Source organism: Microbacterium sp. MYb62, from assembly GCF_002979475.1.
Lineage (GTDB): Bacteria > Actinomycetota > Actinomycetes > Actinomycetales > Microbacteriaceae > Microbacterium.
Map to the genome: position 1 here is coordinate 14,529 of NZ_PCOY01000008.1, position 21,642 is coordinate 36,170.

The 21,642-nt window shown below is 67.3% G+C and carries 22 protein-coding genes; 10 read left to right on the forward strand and 12 right to left on the reverse strand.

Translation table 11 applies throughout. The features are described from left to right. Positions 1-28: 28 nt before the first annotated feature. From CQ042_RS10040 to CQ042_RS10065, 6 genes are all read right to left on the reverse strand, one after another. Entirely contained in the window at positions 29-2,149 is a 2,121-nt protein-coding gene (locus CQ042_RS10040) for a hypothetical protein (RefSeq protein WP_219844841.1), read from the reverse strand. A gap of 29 nt (positions 2,150-2,178) precedes the next feature. Then, positions 2,179-2,991, reverse strand: a complete 813-nt coding sequence (locus CQ042_RS10045; RefSeq protein ID WP_105670345.1) for a carbohydrate ABC transporter permease — start codon at positions 2,989-2,991, stop codon at positions 2,179-2,181. Then, positions 2,991-3,866 carry a carbohydrate ABC transporter permease gene (locus CQ042_RS10050; protein ID WP_105670346.1) on the reverse strand — a complete coding sequence of 292 codons (876 nt, stop codon included), beginning with the start codon at positions 3,864-3,866 and terminating at the stop codon, positions 2,991-2,993. Before CQ042_RS10050 ends, CQ042_RS10045 begins: the two co-directional genes overlap by 1 nt. Positions 3,867-3,874: 8 nt before the next feature. Further along, entirely contained in the window at positions 3,875-5,143 is a 1,269-nt protein-coding gene (locus tag CQ042_RS10055; RefSeq protein WP_105670347.1) for an ABC transporter substrate-binding protein, read from the reverse strand. Positions 5,144-5,275: 132 nt separating this feature from the next. Next, positions 5,276-7,114 carry a class I mannose-6-phosphate isomerase gene (locus tag CQ042_RS10060; RefSeq protein WP_105670348.1) on the reverse strand — a complete coding sequence of 613 codons (1,839 nt, stop codon included), beginning with the start codon at positions 7,112-7,114 and terminating at the stop codon, positions 5,276-5,278. Next, positions 7,111-7,992, reverse strand: a complete 882-nt coding sequence (locus CQ042_RS10065) for an ROK family protein (protein WP_181157525.1) — start codon at positions 7,990-7,992, stop codon at positions 7,111-7,113. The genes CQ042_RS10060 and CQ042_RS10065 overlap by 4 nt, the downstream gene beginning before the upstream one ends. 190 nt (positions 7,993-8,182) lie before the next feature. Here CQ042_RS10065 and CQ042_RS10070 point away from each other — a divergent pair, with 190 nt between their 5' ends. Further along, positions 8,183-10,906: an SIR2 family protein gene (locus CQ042_RS10070; protein ID WP_105670350.1), complete on the forward strand. Its 2,724-nt coding sequence runs from the start codon at positions 8,183-8,185 to the stop codon at positions 10,904-10,906. A 22-nt stretch (positions 10,907-10,928) separates the two neighbouring features. On the opposite strand, the gene CQ042_RS10075 is transcribed toward CQ042_RS10070, so the two are convergent. Continuing rightward, on the reverse strand, positions 10,929-11,951 hold the full coding sequence (locus CQ042_RS10075; protein ID WP_105670351.1) for a LacI family DNA-binding transcriptional regulator: 1,023 nt from the start codon (positions 11,949-11,951) through the stop codon (positions 10,929-10,931). Between the two features lie 268 nt (positions 11,952-12,219). On the opposite strand from CQ042_RS10075, the gene CQ042_RS10080 reads away from it, so the two are divergent. The 3 genes from CQ042_RS10080 to CQ042_RS10090 all read left to right on the forward strand — a co-directional run bounded on the left by CQ042_RS10080 (position 12,220) and on the right by CQ042_RS10090 (position 14,515). Beyond that, positions 12,220-13,416 (forward strand): MalY/PatB family protein, encoded by a 1,197-nt coding sequence (locus CQ042_RS10080; protein ID WP_105670352.1) that lies wholly within the window; start codon positions 12,220-12,222, stop codon positions 13,414-13,416. Positions 13,417-13,511: 95 nt separating this feature from the next. Beyond that, positions 13,512-13,739 carry a DUF2188 domain-containing protein gene (locus tag CQ042_RS10085; RefSeq protein WP_105670353.1) on the forward strand — a complete coding sequence of 76 codons (228 nt, stop codon included), beginning with the start codon at positions 13,512-13,514 and terminating at the stop codon, positions 13,737-13,739. Then, positions 13,739-14,515 (forward strand): 3-keto-5-aminohexanoate cleavage protein, encoded by a 777-nt coding sequence (locus CQ042_RS10090; RefSeq protein ID WP_258132210.1) that lies wholly within the window; start codon positions 13,739-13,741, stop codon positions 14,513-14,515. Before CQ042_RS10085 ends, CQ042_RS10090 begins: the two co-directional genes overlap by 1 nt. A gap of 32 nt (positions 14,516-14,547) precedes the next feature. On the opposite strand, the gene CQ042_RS10095 is transcribed toward CQ042_RS10090, so the two are convergent. Further along, on the reverse strand, positions 14,548-15,468 hold the full coding sequence (locus CQ042_RS10095; RefSeq protein WP_105670354.1) for an alpha/beta fold hydrolase: 921 nt from the start codon (positions 15,466-15,468) through the stop codon (positions 14,548-14,550). A 186-nt stretch (positions 15,469-15,654) separates the two neighbouring features. Here CQ042_RS10095 and CQ042_RS20445 point away from each other — a divergent pair, with 186 nt between their 5' ends. Next, on the forward strand, positions 15,655-15,813 hold the full coding sequence (locus CQ042_RS20445) for a hypothetical protein (protein WP_181157526.1): 159 nt from the start codon (positions 15,655-15,657) through the stop codon (positions 15,811-15,813). Between the two features lie 33 nt (positions 15,814-15,846). Here CQ042_RS20445 and CQ042_RS10100 read toward each other — a convergent pair whose 3' ends face one another. After that, the gene (locus CQ042_RS10100; RefSeq protein ID WP_105670355.1) at positions 15,847-16,230 is read right to left on the reverse strand and encodes a VOC family protein; all 384 of its coding nucleotides are present in this window, start codon (positions 16,228-16,230) and stop codon (positions 15,847-15,849) included. A gap of 250 nt (positions 16,231-16,480) precedes the next feature. Here CQ042_RS10100 and CQ042_RS10105 point away from each other — a divergent pair, with 250 nt between their 5' ends. Further along, positions 16,481-17,470 (forward strand): hypothetical protein, encoded by a 990-nt coding sequence (locus CQ042_RS10105; RefSeq protein WP_146115373.1) that lies wholly within the window; start codon positions 16,481-16,483, stop codon positions 17,468-17,470. 23 nt (positions 17,471-17,493) lie between these two features. Then, positions 17,494-17,721 (forward strand): hypothetical protein, encoded by a 228-nt coding sequence (locus CQ042_RS10110; RefSeq protein ID WP_146115374.1) that lies wholly within the window; start codon positions 17,494-17,496, stop codon positions 17,719-17,721. Positions 17,722-17,818: 97 nt separating this feature from the next. Here CQ042_RS10110 and CQ042_RS10115 read toward each other — a convergent pair whose 3' ends face one another. Continuing rightward, positions 17,819-18,820 (reverse strand): SDR family NAD(P)-dependent oxidoreductase, encoded by a 1,002-nt coding sequence (locus CQ042_RS10115; protein ID WP_105670358.1) that lies wholly within the window; start codon positions 18,818-18,820, stop codon positions 17,819-17,821. Positions 18,821-18,905: 85 nt separating this feature from the next. On the opposite strand from CQ042_RS10115, the gene CQ042_RS10120 reads away from it, so the two are divergent. Continuing rightward, positions 18,906-19,475 (forward strand): TetR/AcrR family transcriptional regulator, encoded by a 570-nt coding sequence (locus tag CQ042_RS10120; protein ID WP_258132212.1) that lies wholly within the window; start codon positions 18,906-18,908, stop codon positions 19,473-19,475. Between the two features lie 43 nt (positions 19,476-19,518). Further along, the gene (locus CQ042_RS10125; protein WP_146115375.1) at positions 19,519-19,851 is read left to right on the forward strand and encodes a hypothetical protein; all 333 of its coding nucleotides are present in this window, start codon (positions 19,519-19,521) and stop codon (positions 19,849-19,851) included. A gap of 33 nt (positions 19,852-19,884) precedes the next feature. On the opposite strand, the gene CQ042_RS10130 is transcribed toward CQ042_RS10125, so the two are convergent. Together CQ042_RS10130 and CQ042_RS10135 are read right to left on the reverse strand one after the other, a co-directional pair. Then, positions 19,885-20,313: a polynucleotide kinase gene (locus tag CQ042_RS10130; protein ID WP_105670361.1), complete on the reverse strand. Its 429-nt coding sequence runs from the start codon at positions 20,311-20,313 to the stop codon at positions 19,885-19,887. Between the two features lie 61 nt (positions 20,314-20,374). Continuing rightward, the gene (locus CQ042_RS10135; protein ID WP_105670362.1) at positions 20,375-20,881 is read right to left on the reverse strand and encodes a DUF4188 domain-containing protein; all 507 of its coding nucleotides are present in this window, start codon (positions 20,879-20,881) and stop codon (positions 20,375-20,377) included. 70 nt (positions 20,882-20,951) lie between these two features. Between CQ042_RS10135 and CQ042_RS10140 the strand changes: the two genes are divergently transcribed. Beyond that, entirely contained in the window at positions 20,952-21,641 is a 690-nt protein-coding gene (locus CQ042_RS10140) for a MerR family transcriptional regulator (protein ID WP_258132213.1), read from the forward strand. Position 21,642: the final 1 nt, after the last annotated feature.

The following is a 21,642-nucleotide window of genomic DNA, read 5'->3' on the forward strand; positions in this document are numbered from 1 at the left end:
GGTTCGTGCAGTGGTCCGGCGGTCGTGTTCAGCGCCCGGGAGTCTCGGAGATCCCTCCCGACGCGTCGATGTCGTAGGTCCGATCGCCGACGCGCAGCCCGTGCAGCACGGCGTGCGGGTCGAGCGCGGCGACGCATCCGGCCGCGCGCACCGTTCCGTCCGTCGCGACCGAGACGCCGAACAGGGCCTCGATCACGAGCTCGATCCAGGCGCCCGACGACGAGCACGACCAGTCGATGATGTACGGCAGCTGCGGCGGGGCCTTGCGGGCGCCGCCGTTGATGCCGGGCACGGCCTCCTCGACGAAGTGCGCCTGCCCCATCGGGCCCTGGTTCGCCGTGCGTGACAGCCCCTCGATCCACGACGTGAGCACCTCGGGCGCCCCGAGCGCGGCGAGGGCGCGTCCGGCGTCGGCGGGCCAGGCGGGGTAGGCGCCGTTCCACTGGTGGTCGGGTCGAGGGCTGTAGCTGGCGTCGGGGTCCCAGGGCGAGAGCGCCCGCATCCAGTTCTCGGTCTGCAGCTCGCGCTGGAAGAACGAGACCATGTCGTCGCGGATGCCGGGGGCGAGGTCTTCGGCGATCGTGGTGCCGACGACGCTGAAGTCGTAGCAGTGCCGCACCGGCAGCACGGTGCCGTCGGGCTGTCCTGCCGCGAAGATCCCCTGCCCGGGGAGGTAGCGCTCGATCACGGCGGGGAGCAGTGCGTCGGCCTCGGCACGCAGTTCCGCTCCGGCAGCGGAGTCGCCCTGCAACTCGGCGAGTGCGGCGGCCGTCCGCATGCTCCAGACGTTCGCGGCGTTGAGGCTCGCGACCTCGTGCGTGTACGAGCTGACGCATTCGAGCAGGTTGTCGATCTCCCCGTAGTCGGCGAGGGGAGTGTCTCGGCGCAGCGTCTTCCAGGCCGTCGCCCACTGCCGCACCGACTCGGCGATCGTGTGGTCGCCGACGATCTCGTCGAGGAAGGCGGTGTCGCCGGTGAAACGCACGTAGTCGTGCACGAGCCTGGTCATGGCGTAGTCGTTCACCGAGTACCAGCGCCCGACCGGGCCTCCGGTGAGCGAGGAGGTGCCGAAGTGCGAGTGGATGTCGAGCGAGATCCAGTGCCGCACCTGGTTCCGCATCTCGGCGGGGTCGAGCAGCGCGTGACTGACCGAGCTGAGGCTGTAGTCCCAGATGAACGTGGTGGTGCCCCAGTAGTTGGGCATGAGGGTGTCGTAGGAGCGGCCGAGCACGTTGCCGGCGAAATCGCGGCGGAACCAGATCACGCCCAGCGCCGCCCACCAGTACAGGCGGCGCAGCGGCGCGGATGCCGTCTCCAGCACCGGCAGCGCCCCGGAGAACTCGCCGTCGTCGGGGTCGAAGGCGCCCCGCAGCTGGTTGTTCCAGAACTCCTCGGCCGCGGCGACGGCGCCTGAGACGTCGGCGGTCACGGCCGCATACGTGCGCGCCGCGTCGTCCCGAGAGGTCCCGACCGCCTGCACGTACGCGGTGCGCGCGACGGCCCCGGCCGGCACCGCGAGCACCACAGCCAGCTCGCCGCCGCGTCCGTTGCCGCCGATGCCCGTGTCGAACGCGTCCGGCAGCTCGGCCACGCCGCTCAGTGCCGCCGAGCCTCCGATGATCCCCTGCATGCTCCACGCCGCGGCATCCGCCGAGGAGAACAGCAGGCGCTCGCCGTCCACGGTCGCGGTGTCGCGTTCCGACGGCGATTCGGCGTCGAGCCAGGCGTCGGCCGAGCGCGTCACCCGCGCGGCCGCCGAGAGCCCGATCCGCACCTCCCGGTCCGTTTCCCCGGTGTTGCGCACGGCGATGTCGATCGCCACCGCGGTCTTCCCCGGCACGCACACCGTCGTGGTCTCGATCTCGAGCTCACCCACGGTCGCCCGCCGCACCACCCGGTCCGCCCGCCACTCGTGGGTGACGGGCACGCCGTACGACGCGAACAGCCGTCCGTCGACGAACAGCACCCCGGTCTGGGTGAGCCCCTGCGACACGGGTGGGAACTGCACGGCACTCACCGCGGTCAGGTCGTGGTCGACGCGCACGGTGCCGAGCATGTTGGTGAGGCCGGTGGGCGCGATCATGTCGTCGTAGTGATGGGTCACCGCATCGGCGGCGAGGTCATCGACGGTGGGGATGAGGGGCTGCATGATGCCTTTCGAGGGGCGGGAGAGAGGGGTCAGTACTGTCCGAGCGCGAGGCCCTTGGCGAAGAACCGCTGGGTGCACAGGAACAGCACCACGGTGGGAAGCGAGACGAGCACGGCCGCGGCGAGCACGACCGACATCTGCGCGCCGCCATAGGTGCTCTGCATGCCGGACAGGGTCGTGATGATGGGGCGGATGTCGTCGGACTGGCTGAGCGTGAGGCCGAGCAGCAGGTCGTTCCACACGAACGTGGCCTGCAGGATGAAGATCGCGACCAGGGCACTCGACGCCATCGGCAGGTACAGGCGCACGAAGATGCGCCAGGTGGTGGCGCCGTCGAGCACCGCGGCCTCGAACACGTTGTGCGCGACGCCGGTGAAGAAGTTGCGCATCACGAACGCCGAGAACGGGATGGAGATCACCGTGTAGATGATCACCATGCCCACGCGGGTGTCGAAGAGTCCGATGCGCGAGTATGCGTCGAACAGCGGCAGCAGCACCATCTGCAGCGGGAACACCGTGCCGCCGAAGATCACGACGAACCACAGGAACCCGCGCTTGAGCCGCAGGGCCACGATCGCGAACCCGGCGGCGGCACCCACGAGTACAGCGATGGTCGGCGAGACGATCGAGTAGATCAGGGTGCTCAGGATGCTGTCGCCGATGCCGGAGAGCGCGAACGCGTCGGCGAAGTTCTCGAACAGGTGGAAGTCGGTCGGGATCCAGGACTCCTTCGAGGTGAAGGTGAGCGGATCTTTCATCGCGTTCACGACGAGGAGGTACGCGGGCAGCAGCCACACGAGTCCGAGGATGATGAGGACGGCCGTTCTGATGACTTTCGACATCACATCTCCTTCTTCGGGGAGAGCTGCTGACGCAGGTACAGCACCGACGCGACCAGGGTGATGACGGTGAGGAACACCGCGATCGCCGAGCCGAGGCCGTAGTCGCTGTTCACGAACGTCTCCTTGTACATCGTCAGCGCCAGGGTCTCCGAGACCGTGCCCGGTCCGCCCTTGGTCATGCCCCAGACGATGTCGAAGGTCTTCAGGCTCGCGACGATCGAGAGCCCGACGACCACCGCCGTGAGGGGGCGCAGCATCGGCCAGAGGATGCTGGTGAACAGTCGCACGCCGCCGGCGCCGTCGATGCGCGCGGCCTCGAGCGGCTCTTTCGGGATGGCCTGCAGCCCGATCGTGAACAGCAGCGCGTTCACGCCGACGCCCTGCCACGACGAGGCGATGATCATGACGATCGTGTTGAGCGGAGCATCCAGCAGCCACCGCGGCGGGTCGGTCACGCCGAACGCGGCCAGGGCCTGGTCGAGCGCCCCGCCGGAGGAGAGGATGAACGACCACACCACGCCGACGCCGATGCCGGAGAGGGCATAGGGGATGAGGAAGGGCAGGCGCAGCCAGATGCCGCCGCCGAGGTTCCAGGTGAGCAGCGCGATCGCGAGGCCGATGCCGACCGGGATGATCAGGGTGCCGATCACCCAGAGCACGGTGTTCATCGCCGAGCCCACGAAGTCGCCGTCGGTCAGCATCTCGACGTAGTTGTCGAGGCCGATCCACTTCGGGCTCCCGAGCCCGTTGTATTTCGTGAAGCTGAGGAACACCGTCCACAGCAGGGGGAGGTAGAGCAGGACTGCGACCAGGATCACGCCCGGGGCGATGAAGCCCCGGGCGGACCACTGGTACGGCGTCTTCTGATGCGCCATCCGCCCGCTTACTCCTGCTCTGCCCAGTACTTGTCAGCGGTGGCCTGGATCTTCTCCAGGAACGGCATCGGGTCGCCGGGGTTGGCGTTGAAGGCGCCGAACTGCTCGATCGCGGTGGTCACGATCTCGGTGGGCATGGCCTCGAAGAACCGGTCGTACAGCATGTAGTCGTCCCCGGCGATCTCGGTGCCGAGCTCGGCGAGAGCGGGGTCGGAGACCTTCGCCTTGGGGTTGAAGGCGACGTCGCCGTGCGCGTCGTTCCAGGCGGTCTGCGCGTCGGGCGACATCCACCACTCGGCGTAGGCGAGGCCGAGGTCGCGCTGCTTCGAGTTCTCGGCTGTGCAGATCGGGCCCGATTCGACGGCCACCGGGGTGGCGTCGAGGTCGTCGCTGACGGCCGGGATGGCGAACATCCCGTAGTCGTCGGTGGTCATGCCCGCGCCTTCGAGGTTGCCCGCGAAGAACGTGCCGAAGTTGATCATGGCGTAGTCGCCCTGCTTGAGGCCGACGGCGGGATCGGTCGTGCTGCCCGCGTCGCTGAACCAGCCGTTCTCCTGCTCCTCGAGCCACACGTTCATGACGTCGACGATCTCGGGGTCGGTGTACTTCACGTCGCCCGTGGTGAGTCCGGCGTACAGGTCGGGGTCGGTCGAGGCGACCAGGTGCTGGAACCACTGGAAGGTGAAGAGCACGCTGGTCTGGTAGTACGGAGTGACCCCGCCGTCCTTCAGCGTCTCCGCGGCGGTGTTCAGCTCGTCCCAGGTGGTGGGCACTTCGACGCCGTTGTCGGCGAAGGCGGCCTTGTTGTAGAACATGATCCAGTAGGCGATGTTCATCGGCACGCAGTACTGCTTGTCGTCGAAGGTGTAGCTGTCGCGCAGGTCTTCGCTCACCCAGCCCTCGTCGACGGCCTTGGTCCAGATGTCGGTGGTCTCGGCGACCAGGCCCTCGTCGACCAGCTGCTTGAGCGAGTCGCCGGTGTGCCAGGTGAACAGGCCGGGCGACTTGTCGGTGCGGAACGACTGCTTGATGAAGGCGTCGTACTGGTTGGCGTCCGAGTAGCCGGTGGTCTTGAGGGTGATGTCGACGGCCTCGCCGCTGACCTCGTTGAGCGACTCGAAGTCGGGCTTCCACGCCGCCTTGTCGGTGTAGAAGTTGAGCGTGCCGGTCACCTCGCCGGAGTCTCCGGAACCGGAGTCGCCGGAGCATCCGGCGAGCGCCAGGGTGCCGAGGAGGAGACCGGCCGCGGCGGCGGCGATCGTGCGTCGCGAAATCATTCAGAACTCCCTTGTTCGTTTGGTATCGTTACCAGAAATCTGGATTCACGCTACCAAGGTGATGAGTGCGGTGCAAGGGATTCCTGTGGTGGGAGTCCCCGGCGATGGGTACGGCATTGCGGGTCGCTGTGTTCAGTTGTCGCTCGTGCGCGAGCCGCGCACGTAGGCCTTGACGGTCGCGAAGCGGGCGCTGCGCGAGTTCTCGGTGCGCTCGATCCGGTACGCACCCACGGCGGCCGGCACGATGAACGTCTCGGCGTAGTGGATCACGAAGGGCTCGAACGCGCCGGTCGGACTGACGACCTGCACCTCGTCTCCCTCGACCAGGTTGAGCACGTTGACCGTGCCCTCGGTGTCGTGGTCGGCGGCTCGGGTGAACCAGTGCCGACGCACCTCGATGAACTCGAGCTCGTGCAGGCCCGTGCTCTCCTCGGTCACATCGCCCTCGGTGCGGATGGTCTCGACCTGGCCGAGGAGGTTGTCGCCGACCCAGGTGGTGTCGCGGTCCCACTGGATGTTGCGGGCGCCGTGGTCGAGGTGCACGGGGCGGGGGATACCGTCGAGGCCGACGCGGCCCCAGTCCCAGAGCTTGAAGGTGAAGATGAACGGCGTCGCCGAGATCTCCAGCACCATCGAGTTCGCGCCGGAGCAGTGCACGGTGCCGGCGGGGATCGCGAAGTGGTCGTGCTTGCGGGCCGGGAACGAGTTGACGTACTTGTCGGCGGGGAACGGATGCTCGCCGTCCTGCGCCGTCGCCAGATCCTGCAACATCTCGGTGCGGTCGATGCCCTCCTTGGTGCCCAGATACACGACGGCGTCGTCGCCCGCATCGAGCATGTAGTAGCTCTCGTCCTGCGTGTAGTGCATGCCGAACGTGTTCTGGATGTAGTCCGTCAGCGGATGCACCTGCAGGCTGAGGTTGCCGCCGTCCATCGTGTCGAGGAAGTCGAAGCGGATCGGGAACTCGGCGCCGAAGCGCGAGAACGTCTTCGCGCCGAGCAGATCGACCGGGCGGCTGAAGACGAGGTCGAGTGCGGGGATCTCGATCACGCCGCCCTCCCCTTCCAGCAGCAGCGAGTTCTCCTCCGGCACGCAGTCGAAGCACCACGCATAGTTGTCCTTCGACGGATCGAGGCCCATGAGGTTCTTCATCCACTGCCCGCCCCACACGCCGGGGTCGAAGAACGGCACGACGCGGAAGGGGCGGAGCGCGGCATCCTCCAGGGCCTGCCGGAAGGCGGCGCCGGTGATCATGCCCGCTTCCGGGGAGTCCGGATGCTGTTCGGCCGGGGCGATCGCATTGCCGTCGAGCACGAAATCGACCGTCTCGAAGAGGCTGCGCTTGTGGCGGTCGGCCACGCGCCACTCGACGAAGAAGCCGCGCTTGTACTTGCGCAGGTTGTCTTCGGAGGCATTGTCGGCGCGCCAGTTCGTCGCCCCCTGGCGCTGGCGCAGCTGGATCTCCCATCGGGCCATGTCGACGAGCACGGTGACCGTGGAATCGTCGAGGCGCGGGGAGAGGAGGGCGGCGCCCCAGCCGATCACGACGGTCGGGCTCTGGGTGATGCTGCCCGCGAGATCGTCGAGCTTCGCGGCGTCGTAGAAGTCGGTCAGGGTGAAGTGGCTCATGACGCCGAAGACACGGTCGTCGGTGAGGTTCGGGGTGATCAGCTGCTCGACCTCCGCGACCGGGCGGGCGGCGCTCTCGACGTCGACGATGCTCCACTCCGGCAGCGCCTGGCGCACCTGCTCCGTGAGGACGGGGACGTCGACTCCCGGGTAGGTGTCGACGAGCAGCACGGGGCCGGCGCCGGTCACGCGGGCGCAGGCCTCGGCGAGTTCGGCGGCGGCGGTCCAGCCCTCGGCGCCGCGGAGGATGCGCTCGCCCTCCGGCAGGGCCACGGTGGGCTGGGTGTCGTAGCGACCTCGGGTCGTGTGCCCTTCGTGCATGTCGCTGATCGGCGTGGTCACTGTTCCTCCTGCGGTGTTGCGGTGTGAGTGGTCGTGGCGCGGGCGAGGACGCTGAGTCCGCGGGCGACGGAGAGTTCGGGCTCGGGCGGGACGACGAAGCGCGGGGGTGTCATCGAGGGCCAGAGGTGTCGGCGCACGTGAGCCTCGATCGGGGCGCGGACCGCGTCGCCGGCGCGCAGGATCCCGCCGGACAGCACCACAACGGTCGGGTCGTACGAGTGCACGAGCGAGGTGACCACGGCGCCCCACACGTGCAGGAAGCGCTCGCGGAGCGCGGGGTGCGTGTCGGTCGTGAAGACCTCGGTCATGGTGACCGCGTCGGGGAGCGCCCTCGTGCTCGCGAGCGCCTCACCGCATCCGAGGTTCCCGCACGGGCAGAGGGGGCCGTCGATGTCGACCGTGAGGTGTCCGCCGAGGATGCCGGCGTGCCCGGTGCGTCCGCGCAGCGGGGTGCCGTCGATCATCGCCGCGGTGCCGATGCCGGTGCCGAGGGTGACGAGCACGGTGTCGCGCTCGCCGGCCGCGCTGCCGGTCGAGGTCTCGCCGATGAGGGCGGCGCGGGCGTCGTTCTCGACGACGGCCGCAAGTCCGAACTCCGCCATCGCCCACGCGTGCAGGTCGAAGCCCTCGAGGAAGTCGTACTTGGCGTTGGCGTGCCGCATGCGTCCGGTGGTCGGGTCGACGACGCCCGGTACCGCGATGCCCGCGGCGTCGGCGGATCGCCCGTTCTCGGCGAGGAGTCCGCGTGCACAGGTGGCGGCCGCGGCGAGGTCGGCGGCGCTGCCCAGGACGGGGATGCTGCCCGCGGCGACCATGCTGCCGCCGTCGATCAGGGCGAGCTTGATCTCGGTGCCCCCGAAATCGATGCACAGCTCCATCCGGCCTCCTCGTCGCCTCATTCGACTGCCCCGTCAATGATTGGTAACGTTATCAACGCAATGTGGGGGTGTCAACACTTCTGTTGCGAGGGCGAGACCGAAACCTTCAGGATTCATGTCCGCATGTCGTCATGACGTGTGAGCGCTCTACTAGGTTGTGTCTAATGCCCAAGAACGCCTAAGGGGAAGAATGACCGCCGAGCCTGGTTCCCGCAACGATTTGAAGGACCTACGCGAAAGGTTGACTCACATCGCGCAAGGCGGCGCGGGGACCCTTCTGACGGTTGTCGGCTCCGGTGTTAGTCGTGGGTCGGTGGCCTCGACTCAAGAAATGACGGAACGTTTTCTTATCGCCTTGAGCGATTCCGTCGCGCAGGGCCTACGAGCACGTTGGGCGGCCGATACCCCCGACTATCTGAAGTACCAGCAGGCGGCTGAGGCAGTCTCGAGGCAACGCGGGGACAAGGCTCTGACGTCGATCATTAGAGCCGCCGTGCTCGAAGCCCTTGACGAGGACTGGCAGGAAACGGACGACGTGCGCACCGCCGTGCGCGAGCGTCGCTGGAAGCTACCGAAAGCGCATCGCGACCTCGCGGAGTTCTACGCGCGCCTCCCCGCGGAAATCCGTGGGCCGATCATTACGACCAATTTCGATCCATTGATTGAGGTAGCGCTGCGTGGGAGCGGCCTCATAGCCGATCCGATTCCTGTTTCATTCGACGATCCGCCAAGTCGGGCGCACCTACGAAACATGATGTCGGTGCCGGTGATTCATATCCATGGCTACTTTGCCGAACCTTGGAGCATCAATGCCCTGAACCAGATCGCTGCGCCGCGGGCAAAACTAGAGGAACTGTTGAGCGCTCTTTTTACGGATGCGAACGTCCTTGTGCTCGGCTATGGAGGGTGGGAAGACTCCTTCATGCGGGTGCTTGAGCGGCACGCGGCGTCTCCGAGTGTGTTGAGCGCGGAGGTTGTGTGGTGCTCACACGCCCCAAAACTCGAAGAGGCGGGAGGCTCCATCCAAAGGCTGCATGGGATGCCCGGGTTCCACGTGTACTCCGGGATCGACGCTGCCACGCTGTTCGACGCCCCGATCGGTCTGAGGGCGGCCTCGCCCACCCTTGCGTCGCCCCGAGGATGGACACGGCTGCCGGTGCAAGTAGACGAGTATCGACCACCCCGCGAGTTCTTCGAGGGAGCTCAGCCCTCCTGGTCTGACGGGGTCGCTGGTCGTTGGCCGCTCTTGTCACCAGGTCGAGAACTTTTGTTCGAGGCCAGAAGCCGCATGTCGAGTGGCACGACCACAGCGGGTCTAGTTGCGTTGGGGCCGATAGGTGAGGGCAAGTCGATGGCCTTGCGTCAAGTCGCGATGGAGTTGGCTGGCGACACTGATTGGACCGTACTGTGGCGTGCTCCCGGGGCGCCGGCACTTAGTGAAGACTGGCTCGCAAATGAGAGACCGAGCTTGGGCAGTGCCGTTTTCTGCATAGACGAGGCCGATCTCGCGCGCTCAGATATCGAGGTTCTGTTACGCGCGGACAGGTCCGAGCGCACGATTCTTCTTCTGGCGTCGCATGATCGATTGTGGTGGTCGTTGCCTGCGAGCGTCACCCGGCAAATCGATCCCGTGTTGTTCGATGGGCTGAGTGACACTGATGCCGCTCTGCTCGCCGAAGGGTGGGACAGCCTAGGGATCACGATCAGGCGCGGAGATCGAGAGTTGGTGAGCACCGAGGTACGGGAAGACCTGATTGCAAAAGCGCGCGCGCAACATCACCAGGCGAGGTCGACCTTGTTCGGGGCGGTGCTCGCGGTTCACGAATCCAAGGCGTTGTCCGCGCGTATCGATGAGCTCATGAATCGTCTCGTTCGGACTCCGGCGCGTGCTGGCACTCTACTTACTCTCGCGGACGTCTTCGGTGCAATCTGTTTCATGCAGGCGACACTGGATTCGAACGGCGCGAACCTTCGGGGCGCGACGCGAGTCCTCGTCGGCGAGATGGTCAACTTCGATGATTCGCTTGAGAACGTATCTGTCCTCAACGCGCTTGGACGCGAGGCGAGTATCACCTTCGCGGGGCGGCACGTTTACGCGAGGCATCCGATAATCGCCCAGCACGCGGTCGATTGGTTGCGGAAGAACGGGCGACTTACGGATGTAGCAGAGGCGTGCGCTCGGGCGGGTGCCCGACTCCGGGTAGCCGGTGCGGAAAGAGCGGACTACCAGGACGCGTACCTGTTGGGCAAAAGCATCGACGACACCAGAGTGGCCAGGGCGGCCTGTACCGGAGCTATCAAGGGAGCCCCTGAACTTCTGGAGCCTCGTATCACGTACCTGAGTGTGACACGGAAGACTGATTCACAGCACGCCCTCGAGTATGCGAAGGGGATCATTCCGCTCCTGACTACGACGCAGGACTCTAGGAGCGCGATTCGTGTGTACCTCAATGAGCTCGCTCGCATCGAACTGCTTCAGAACCACGCCCGGCTTGGGCTCGGCGTTGCCGGACTTATCCTCCATAACGGCGCTGGCCACGGCGCGACGCGTGAGCAAGTTGGGTACGGGATCGGAACAATGGCTAGTGCGTTCCGCGTGCTTCATCGGCAGAGTCCGCAGCGCTACAGCGATGGGATTCAGGTATTGGAGAGAGTCGCCTCACAAATCCTGGGCGCTGAGGACTTTAGGCGGTATGTAGGTAGCGTCCTGCCAAGCCTGCCGAGGGACCCCATGCTTGAACGGCTCCCGCTGATGGCTGGACTCCAACGCCTGGCGCGACACCTCTCTCCGTTCAGCGTGGACGCAATCTCTCAGCTGGGTTTGCCGTTCGGCTCCGCGCCGGGGGGAGGCAAATTCTCCTTCCACGGGGGGCTAGATTTCAGCGAAATCCGACACTACGAGATCTCCCCGTGAGTGCGACAGTGGGTTAAGCGTCTCAGCGCACCCCGCGCAGCGACACCGGCAACTCGATCTCGCGGGCGGGGGCGTCGAGCTTTCCGCCATCGAGCCGGTCGAGCAGCAGGCGGGTGGCGGTGCGGCCGAGTTCGCGGGGGTCGTGGTCGATCACGCTGATCGGGACCGGCGACAACTCCGCGAGCTCGAAGTCGTCGAAGCTCATGATCTCGGGGAAATCGGCCACGGTGCCCGACCCGGCGTTGAGCTGGGTGCTGATCTCCTTGAGCGCTCCGATCGCGTTGCGGTTGTTCGCGCAGAAGATCGCGGTCGGCGGATTCTCGACGCGCAGAAGAGTGCGCGTCGCTTCCCTGGCCTGATCGACGGTCTGCTGGTTCGCGGCGACCAGGTGCGGGTCGACGGCGACGCCGCGTTCGTCGAGCGCGCGGGCGAATCCTGCGTAGCGACGCTCGCCGGTGAAGATCGACAGCGCATTGCCGAGGTAGCCGATGCGGGTGTGGCCGCGGTCGAGGAGGGCGATCGTTCCGCGGTAGGCACCGTCGTCGTCGGCGAGCACGACGCTGTCGGCGGCGAGACCCTCGATGCGGCGGGAGGCGAGCACGACGGGCACGCCCTGGCTCTGCGAGTGGGCGAGGTGGGCGGAGGTCGTGCCGGCGGGGACCACGATGAGCCCGTCGACGCGGCGGCCGAGGAAGTCGCCGACGAGGTCGGCTTCGCGCGCGGCATCCTCCGACGTGTTGCCGAGCAGGATGCGGCGGCCGGTGAGCGCCGCCTCCTCCTCCACGCCGAGTGCGAAGGTGCTGTAGTACGGGTTCGCGATGTTCGTGATCGCGACGCCGATGAGGCCGCTGCTGTGACCAGGGCGGAGGCTGCGGGCGTTCTCGTTGCGGTGATAGCCGAGTTCGGCGACGGCCTCCATCACGCGCTGCTGCACGTCGGGCTTGACGTTGAGTCCGCCCGAGAGTGTGCGCGACACGGTCATGGGGCTGACGCCCGCGCGGAGGGCGACCTCTTTGACGGTCGGGCGGCGCGCTCGTTCGCTCATCACTGCCCTCCGAGATGTGGTGCCGTCGATCAAGGGAACGTTACCAGCGAGCCCCGGATCTCGGGGGTCGTCGCGGGGTGGCAGGAGATAATTGCGCACGCGGTCGCCGCGTTCGCGGCGTCACGGACGGAAACGCGAGATGCGACGGCGCGGGGCCGTCCGTAGATTGGTCGGACCCTGCTGTGAATGGAGTTCCCCGTGTCCGAGATCCGCGCCGTGCGCCCGTCCTGTACCGGCACCGCCGGCTGACCCGGCGGGAACCTCGATCATGACCGCGAAGCCCTCCGCTCCTCCGTCGCATCCGTTCGATGCGCGCACCCGCCTACACCTCGATCGGCCGCAGAGTCGCAAGTGGAGTCTGCATCCGGGGCGGATCGGGGCCTGGGTGGCGGAGATGGACTTCGGGGTCGCTCCCGAGATCGCCGAGGCACTGCACCGGGCGATCGACGACGAGAACCTCGGCTACCTCTCGCCGCCGCAGGCCGCGGAACTCGGCGAGGCGACCGCCGACTGGATGCGCGACGAGTACGGGTGGGCGGTTGATCCGGAGCGCGTGCATCCGGTGTCCGATGTGATGGCGGCTCTCGGCGTCGCGGTGCAGGAGTATGCGCCGGCCGGTTCGCCGGTGATCGTGCCGACTCCCGCATATATGCCGTTTCTGACATACCTGCCCGCGATCGGACATCCGGTCATCGAGGTTCCGGGCTCCGAGGTCGATGGGCGCTGGCAACACGACCTGCAGTGCATCGAGGAGGCGTTCGTCGCGGGGGCGCGGACGCTCGTGCTCTGCAACCCGCACAACCCCACCGGCACGATCGCGGGGCGTGAGGAGCTCGTGGCGATCGCCGAGATCGTCGAGCGCCACGGCGGGCGGGTGTTCGCGGACGAGATCCATGCGCCGTTGCGATACGACGGTGCGCCGTTCGTGCCGTACGCCTCGGTGTCGGCGGCGACGGCCGCCCACACGGTGACGGGGACGAGCGCCTCGAAGGCCTGGAACATCCCCGGGTTGAAGACCGCACAGCTGATCACCTCGAACGATGCGGATCAGGAGCAGTACAAGCGGTTCGGATTCGCGGTGCAGCACGGGGCGTCGACGCTCGGCGTCGTGGCGTCGTCGGCGGCGTATCGGTCGGGGAAGCCGTGGCTGACCGATGTGATCGGGTATCTCGACGGTTCGCGGCGCGAGCTCGCGCGACTCGTGGACGAGCACCTGCCGGGGGCCGTGTACCGTGCGCCCGAGGCGACCTACATCGGCTGGATCGACACCAGGGCGCTGGGGATCCCCGGTCCGCCGGCCGAGTTCTTCCGGGAGGAGGCGGGGGTCGTGCTCACCGAGGGGCGTCTGCTGGGGCGAGGGGCGGAGGGCTTCGTGCGCGTGGTGTTCGCGACACCCCGACCGATCCTGGAAGAGGCGTTCGCGGCGATGGGGGATGCGGTGCGGAGAACGGCTCTCACGTCCTGAGAGTCGCGGGGTCGGATGCCGCGGAAGAGGGTGTCAAGGCCCTCTGCCGATGTCGGTTCCGTGGCGTAGAAAGGATGCAAGAGAAGGGATCGCGCATGTCCGCAGGCGATATCGAGACGTTCCACCGCAACGGCATCTGGTTCAACCGCATCGAAGGGGAATCCCAGACGCTGGGCAGCAGCTTCGAGAGCGAAGACGAGGCGGTGAAGGTCGGTCGCAGTGCGGCGGTCGCGCGTCAGGTCGCGCACACCGTGCGCTCCGAGGAGGGTCCGTCGAAAGACGCCCACGCCTACGATCTGCACCCGCGCGAGCTGATCGGGTGATGGCCGCGGCTTCCGATTCGAGTGCCGGCGCGGCCGCAGAGCGACGAATGCTGTTGCAGGCATGTGTCAACGGGGCCCGCGAGGCGGCGGAGCATCCGTGGCTGAGTGCCGATGCGTCCGTCGTCGTCGATGACGCTGCCCGTGCCGTCGTCGCCGGGGCGCACGAGGTGCACGTGCACCCGAAGGATGCTGCGGGCCGTGACAGCCTGGCCGCCGACGACGTCGCGCGGTGGGTGTGGGCGGCTCGCGCCGCGAGCCCGGGGGTTCCGGTGGGGGTGACCACCGGGGCGTGGGCCGAGCCCGACGTCGAGCGTCGTCTCGCCGCGATCGAGGCGTGGACGGAGTTGCCCGATCACGCGTCGGTGAACTGGCATGAGGCCGGTGCCGACGAGGTAGCCGCGCTGTTGCTGCGCCGGGGAGTGGCCGTCGAGGCCGGGTTGTGGGATGCCGCGGGCTTCGGGGTGTGGAAACGTTCGCCGGTGCGCGGGCAGTGCCTGCGGGTGCTGATCGAGCTGCCGGACGAGCCGGCCGCGACGCTGCGTGATCACGCCGAGGGGATGATCGCGCACGTCGAGCTGGAGGAGCCCGGTCTTCCGATCCTGCTGCACGGCGAGGAGGGTTCGGCGTGGCCGGTGTTCGACCTGGCCGTCGAGTTCGGACGGGACTCGCGGATCGGGCTGGAAGACACCCTCCTCCTGCCCGACGGTTCCCCCGCGCCGGGGAACGCCGCCCTGGTTCGTGCCGCTGTCGCACGGATGGGCGTGCGCGCCGGCTGAGCAGGCGCTCTGTCGCTGACGCGGGGTCCCGCTCATGCAGTGGAGTCGTCGCCGGCCTTCAGGAAGTCGACCATGAGCGCCGCCGCCTCGGGGGCATGCGTTTCGAGCAGGAAGTGCCCGGCGTCGAACACGTGAGCCTCCATGCGCGGGAGGTCGCGCATCCACGATTCCACCTCGGCGAGGTCGAAGAAGGCGTCGTGGCGCCCCCACAGGAGGAGCGCTCGCGGCTGCGTGCGCGCCAGGTATTCGGCGATCTCGTCGAACCGCGCGGCGTGGTTCGCGTAGTCGGCGTTGAGCGCCCGTTGCGCGTCGAGCCGACCCGGCAGCTGCATCACGTGCCAGTCCTGCTCCCAGACGGCGGGTGAGATGTGTTCGGCGACGTCCGCGGGGAGGCCGGCGATGTACTGATCCCGTGTGCCGTCGTGCGTGAGGTGCGCGGTGGCGGCGTTCGTGTTCTCCTCGCTCGGGTGCTCCCACGATTCGAGTGTCGCCGCCCACTCGGGGCCGAATCCGGTGTGGTGGGCGTTGGCGTTCTGGATGATCAGGCCGAGCACCGACGCGGGGTCGCTCATCGCGATCTGGAGTCCCACCGGTGCGCCGTAGTCGTGGAGGTAGACGTACCGCTGTCTCACTTCGAGCGCGTCGAGCAGTTCGGTGACGGCTTCCGCGAGGGCGGGGAAGGTGGCTGTCGGGAGGACATCCGATTCCCCGAAGCCCGGCAGGTCGGGCGCGATCACGTACGCGACCTCGGCCAGTGCGGGGATGACGTCGCGGAACGTCAGCGCGGAGGAGGGGAAGCCGTGCAGCAGCAGAACTGCCGGGCGGCTCGGGTCGCCTGCGGTGTAGTAGGAGAGTTCGGTGCCTCCGGAGAGGCGCAGCCGGTGGTGGTCCGCTCCGGGAATGTCATGAACCCTGTCGGCCTGTTCCCTGTCGGCGGGATTCCTGTCGTTCATCGCATGCACTCCTGTTCCGGTCTCACGAGGAGGCGCCGCGGGGTCTCCGGCGGCGCGGTTCTGTCGTGTATACCCGGACCTCGAGGACAAGGCAACACCGTTGCGATGCCTGGTTCGTCCCCTGCGGATCACGCTCCGGGACCGCGCGACGAGCACGTCGTGGGAGCGACTGGGTACTCTGGGCGCATGTTCGGTGACAGCGTTGTCCTCTTCATCTTCTTCTACGCCGCGGTGTTCCTGATCGGAACCCTCATCCTGTGGCTGGTGATCTACTCGGCCGTGCGCGCGGCGTTGTCGTCTCATCGGCAGGCGGTGGCGCGGGGTGGGCAGCCAGGCCGGCTGTAGTCGCGCAGCGGCGATCGCGCACCCGGGCCGCGGTCACGCGCCTTCGTGCTCCCACCCCGACCAGCCGGGTCGGTCGACGATGCAGAAGCGGTTCCCTTCCGGGTCTTCCATGATCATGTAGTCGGCGTCGGCCGGCCGACCGTCCCAGTGCACCTCGCTCGCGCCCAGCTCGGTGAGTCGGCGCACCTCGGCGGCCTGATCCTCGGCGTAGATGTCGAGGTGGATGCGCGGAGGCAGCACGCGCTCGGAGCGATGGGCATCGAGGGAGATGCAGGGGGCATCGGCGTCACGCGGCTTCAGCACGACCCAGTCGTCTTCCGCGGGGTCGCGTTCGATGTAGTCGAGGGCCGCTTTCCAGAAGCGCGTCTGCGCGGGGAGGTCCGTCACGCGGATCACGATCGAGGCGAGCTTCAGCATGAGGTCGAGTGTAGGGGCGCGCGAAGGTTCGCATCTGACGTCGTGAGGAGATGGGGCAGGGAGATCCGCGAGCCATGGCGGCGTGGGGCCGACAAGACCGCCGAGTTGCGCATTCATCGCTCAGCTCCGACTCCGTGCACAGGCGATATTCCGGCACTCAACGCCACATATGAGTGCAATATGACCTTCTTTGTGCCACTGTCCATCGTGAACCGCCGCAGTGCGGCACATTTCACGAAGGGAGCTCGCCATGATCCGCAAGAAGAGGTATCTGCTCGCTGCATCAGTTTCGATGCTGTCGGTATCGGGGGCCGCGTTGTTTGCGGCACCAGCGATTGCCGATGATTCGCTGTCGCCTGACTCGGCCACGCCCGCTGACGTCTCGGCTCTGGTCGCCGAGGCCGTCGATTCGGCTGGCGTTTCAGCTACTGCTGCTTCGGGAGGTTCTGCTGTCGATGTGAACGTGCCGAAGGATGCGGCTGAGGGCGTGGTGGTGCAAGTGGCTGATGGCCTGGACTTCACCGTCGCTACGCCAATCGGGGTCTTCACCGACCAAGGGATGACGACTGCGGATGGATCCACGGTCTACACCGGTGAGGACGGGCACCCCGACGTGGCCGTGACCCCCCTGCAGGGCGGTGTGCGGATATCCACGGTCCTCTGGGACGAGTCGCACGCGACGAGCTTCGACTATCCGCTGCCGGAAGGAGTCAACGCCGAGGTCCTTCCCGACGGGAGTGTGGAGTTGACACGTGCCCTCGAGGTCGCCGGCACCGCCGGCGAGGTTGCCGCCGTCGTCGGTCAGGTGGAGCCGGCATGGGCGGTCGATGCGGACGGGAACACGGTTCCCACCACCTACGTCGTCTCCAACGGGATCTTGACTCAGGAAGTCGACACGGCGGGCGCAGCCTTTCCGGTCGTAGCTGACCCGACGTGGGGATTCACGAGCCCGATTCAAGTCCGAGTTCGATGGAATCGCGCGGAGACGGCGACCATCGCGAATGGCGGGTGGGGTGCCAGTGGCATCACGGGGGTCTGCGCCGGGGCGGGAGCGGCACTGGGCGGTCCTGCCGGCGCCGCGGCCTTCGGGGCCGGCTGCTTGGCTACGTCGGGGCCGGCCGTCTACACGGCAGGCGTCGCGCAGAACTCGAGCCCGAAGAGGTGCCTCGAGGGCTTTCTCACCTACATCCCTGGGGTGAGCCTCATCATCCCGTGGTACGGAACGTACGCATGCAGATGAACGCGAACTTGTACACGTACTCGATGCGCACGCGACTTCACGTCCTGTTCTCGCCGCTGCGTCTGGCGGCCTTCATCGCGGCGATCGTCATCGCAGTGGTGGGGAACGTGCTCTACATCAACAATGGGGGCGGGCCCGACTGGCTGGGGCCGGTGTCAGTGGCCCCGATCTGGGCGTGCGTCGCCTGGGAGGTCGCGACCGACATGAAGATGAGGCGTCGTGACCGCGAAAGTGGAGGCAGCGACTCATAGATCGTCGGGCTGAATACCTGACGCCATGAGGTCTCGGGCAGATGCGAAACGCCCCCGCCGTTCGGGTCGGCGGGGGCGTTGGCTTCGCGGGTGCGGCTTACTGCACCGACCATCCGCCGTCCGAGGCGAGGATGGCCCCGTTGATGTTCACGGCGTCGTCCGACAGCAGGAACGTGATGGATGCGGCCAGGTGCTCGGCCGTCGCCACCGTCGGGATGGACTGCTGGAATGGAGCCAGGCGGCCAGAACCGTACTCGGACATGTTCGGGGGCATCGGGATGCCGGTGGCGACGCCGCCGGGGGCGACGGAGTTCACGCGGATGCCCTTCGGCCCGTACATGAAGGCGGCGGACTTGGTGACGCCGATGATGCCGTGCTTGCTGGCCGTGTAGGCGTTGCCCGAGGCGTTGCCGCGCAGGCCCGCTTCGCTCGAGACGTTGAGGATCGCACCGTGACCGGCTGCCTCCATGACGGGGATGACCGCGCGCATGAGCTTGAACGGAGCGGTCAGGTTGATCGCGATCACCCGGTCCCAGACAGCATCCGGGGTCTCGCCCGCGGGGGAGAAGTCGTCGTTGATGCCGGCGACGTTCGCGAGGCCGTCGATGCGGTCACCCGCGGCGGCGAGGACGGCGTCGATCGCGTCTTGCTTCGTGAGGTCGCCGGCGACCGTGACGATGTCGGCATCCGGGAGCTCGGACTTGAGGGCGTCGAGCTTCTCGGCGGCGATGTCGCTGGCGATCACGCGTCCGCCTTCGCGGGCGATGCGCGAGGCGGTGGCCTTGCCGATGCCGGAGGCGGCACCGGTGACGATCACGGTCTTGCCGGCGAAGCGGCCGGAGGTGACCTTCTCGGTCCAGCCCTCGGAGGCGTCGTCTTCGGGGATCTCGCCGCCGTTGGCCGCGCGCACGAGGTCGTTGACGACCGACTGGGGGAGCTGGCCCTGGCTCATGGCGACGAGCTGCTGCAGCGGCAGGCCGAGCACGGGGGTGAGGAGTTCGGGGTCGGCGCCCGTCTGCTGGAAGAGTCCGCGGATGAGAGGCCCGCCGGTCGGGTCGTTCATCCAGTCGCCGATGGTGGAGTGTGCGGTGAGGGCCATGCTCTTTCTCCTTGTTCGGGGTTCCTGCGGTTTCGCAACGGTGCGTCTACTTATATTCCAGTGTACGCCTGACTACGCTCGAAGGGTGCCCCGTCCTCGCAGTGAAAAGGCCCGTCAATCCGTGCTGGAGGCGATGCGGCGCGCGCTCGCCGCAGACGGGTACGAGTCCGTGACGATCGAAGGCCTCGCGGAGTCGGCGGAGGTGTCGAAGCAGACGATCTACCGGTGGTGGCCGTCGAAGGCCGCGATCCTCGGCGAGGCGCTGCTCGAGGGGTCGATCCCGGATGCCGACGCTGTGGTCCCCATGACGCCGGACCTCGGCGCCGATCTTCGGGCGTGGTTCACGGCGGTGTCCGCCGGGCTGGCTCGGCCGGAAGGGGTGGCGCTGGCGCGGGCGCTGATCGAGGTGACCGCGGCCGATCCCGAGTTGGGGCTCGTGCTGAACGAGCGGTTGGCGGCGCCGATCCGCGAGTGGGTGGCGGAGCGGGTGGCGCGCGGGCGTGCGGAAGGGGACGTCCGGGCGGATGTGGATGCTGCCGCGATCGCGGATCAGTTCATCGCCATGGCGTCATACTCCGCGCTGATCGGGCAGCCGTTGAGTGCGGAGCGGGTCGAGGAGACGGTGGTGCGGTTGCTGCGGGGGATTGCGGCGTAGCTCTCGACGTCGCGCCCTGGGTGCGATGTGAGAGGGTCATCGCATGACAACTGAGAACCCCACCCCGGCTGAAGCAGGTGAGCTCATCCTGGCTGCTGCGCGACGAGAAAAGCTCTGGCGAGATCTGTATGACGTCGTGAGGCGGAATCGTGATGCCAACGGCCCGCGACCGATCGCCGAGCTCGAATCTCTGGTCTCAAACGCGCGATTCGCGATCCGTTCGCCGGAAACCAACGAGCAGGACGGACCGCTGTTGCGCGAGTTGGAGGATGTGTTCCGTTCGAACAGCGGCATCGTCGAGGAACTGCCCGAGAGCGACCTGGACTACGTCGTCGCCCAAGCGCTCGCTGGGAACAGGCCAGAACGGTTGACGTAGTCGACGTAGTCGACGCACTCGGGCTGATGGCGGCTAGAAGTTGCCCTCGGCCACCTGGAAGCACACCAATCCGCGAGACCGCCACATCTCGACCACGCTGCGACGGTCGTCGACGACGCCGATGACCGTGAAGTGCGGTTCGATGTGAGCGTCGTAGATCTCGGCCTTGACGATGTTGTCGGCGCGCTGGTCGCCGGTTCTCCGGAGCAGGAGGCGGTCGAACGGGATCTCGTTGAACGTCAGCCAGGCTTCGGTGGAGCGTCGTGCGGTCTCGTCGCGGCCAGAGACGACGATGAGCGCATCGACGTCGGGGTGGGCGGCGAAGGCCTGTGCTGCGACGACGACCGGGTGGTTCGGGGTGTCGATCGCCACGTTTCGCATATCGTACGGCGAGCGGTCGCCGATGAGGGCGAGGGTGCCGTCGACGTCGAAGATCCAGGCGCGCGGGCGATCGGTGGGCATGGTGTGAGGGTAGTGGGTTCTTGGTCGGACGATCGCCGTGTGGAGTGTCGAACGGGCGCGCTTACTGCGCCGGCTCGGACATCTTCGCATCCGTCCGCCCATCCGCGAACCGCGCCTGAGCCCGGTCGTGCCGCTTGCCGACCTCGACGAGCTCCGTCGCCTTCGGCAACCCCATCGGTTTCGTCGAGACGTACACGCTCTCGGCGGTGTCGACGCGGAACGTCTCGTGCCAGATGCCGACCGCTCCCGGAGCCTTGCGGGCTGCGCGGTTGAAGGCGGTCCAGGCGGGGCGGTGCTCCTGGTTCGGGCTGGACGCGTAGGCGTAGAGCTTGTCGACGGATGACCAGTACTGCACGACGTAGGGTCCGCCCGAGCCGAAGAGCAGGTGGTAGCCGAGCATGCCCGAGTCGGGGTCGGTGCTGAGTTCGCGCAGCATCCCCGGCATGGCGAAGAAGGCTGGCATCCACAGGTCGGGGCGCCACCAGCGGTTGATCTGCATCCCGATGTGGAACACGACGAGCTCGCCCTCGTGGCGGTGGGTCATGCGGCCCGTGATGACTTTCGACATGATGACTCCTTGGTTAGATAGTGTCACTATCGATAATGGATAGCGCTACTATCGAAGTCAAGAGGTGGTCATGAGAATTTCCGAACTGTCAGCCCAGACCGGCGTGACCGTGCCGACGATCAAGTACTACCTGCGCGAGGGGCTGCTGCCCGAGGGTGAGCGGTCGTCTGCGACTCAGGCCGCGTACGGCGAGAAGCACGTGGAGCGGTTGCGGGTGATCCGGGCGCTGCTCGACGCGGGCGTGAGTATCGCTGAGACGCGGCGGGTGCTGGCTGCGCTCGACGAGCCTCCAGAGAACGCACACAACCTGCTCGGGATGGCGCATGCGGCGATCACTCCGCCGGTGGATGAGTCTTTGGATCTGACGGACGCTGAGGCTCTTGTGGCGGGGCTCGGGTGGAAGCCGGGGATGTGCGACGAGGCAGTGCTGCACGCGGTCGCACGGGCGCTGCAGGGATTGGAGCGCGTCGGCTTCATCGTGCCGGATGCGGCGATGGCGGAGTACCTCGCGAGCATGCGGCGGATTGCGGATGCGGAGATCGCGGGGGTGCCGGAGGAGTCTGCGGAAGCGGCGGTGCGGTACGTGGTGTTGGGGTCGGTGTTGGTGGAGCCGTTGTTGCTGGCGCTGCGGCGGGTGGCGCAGCAGGTTAGCTCGGGGGAACGGTTCGGGGCCCCGCGGGTAAATAGCGATCGCCGTTACTCTTCTCCGGCCGCCCTGCGGACGTATGCCCGGAAGACGAGACACCCACGAGATCGCTAGA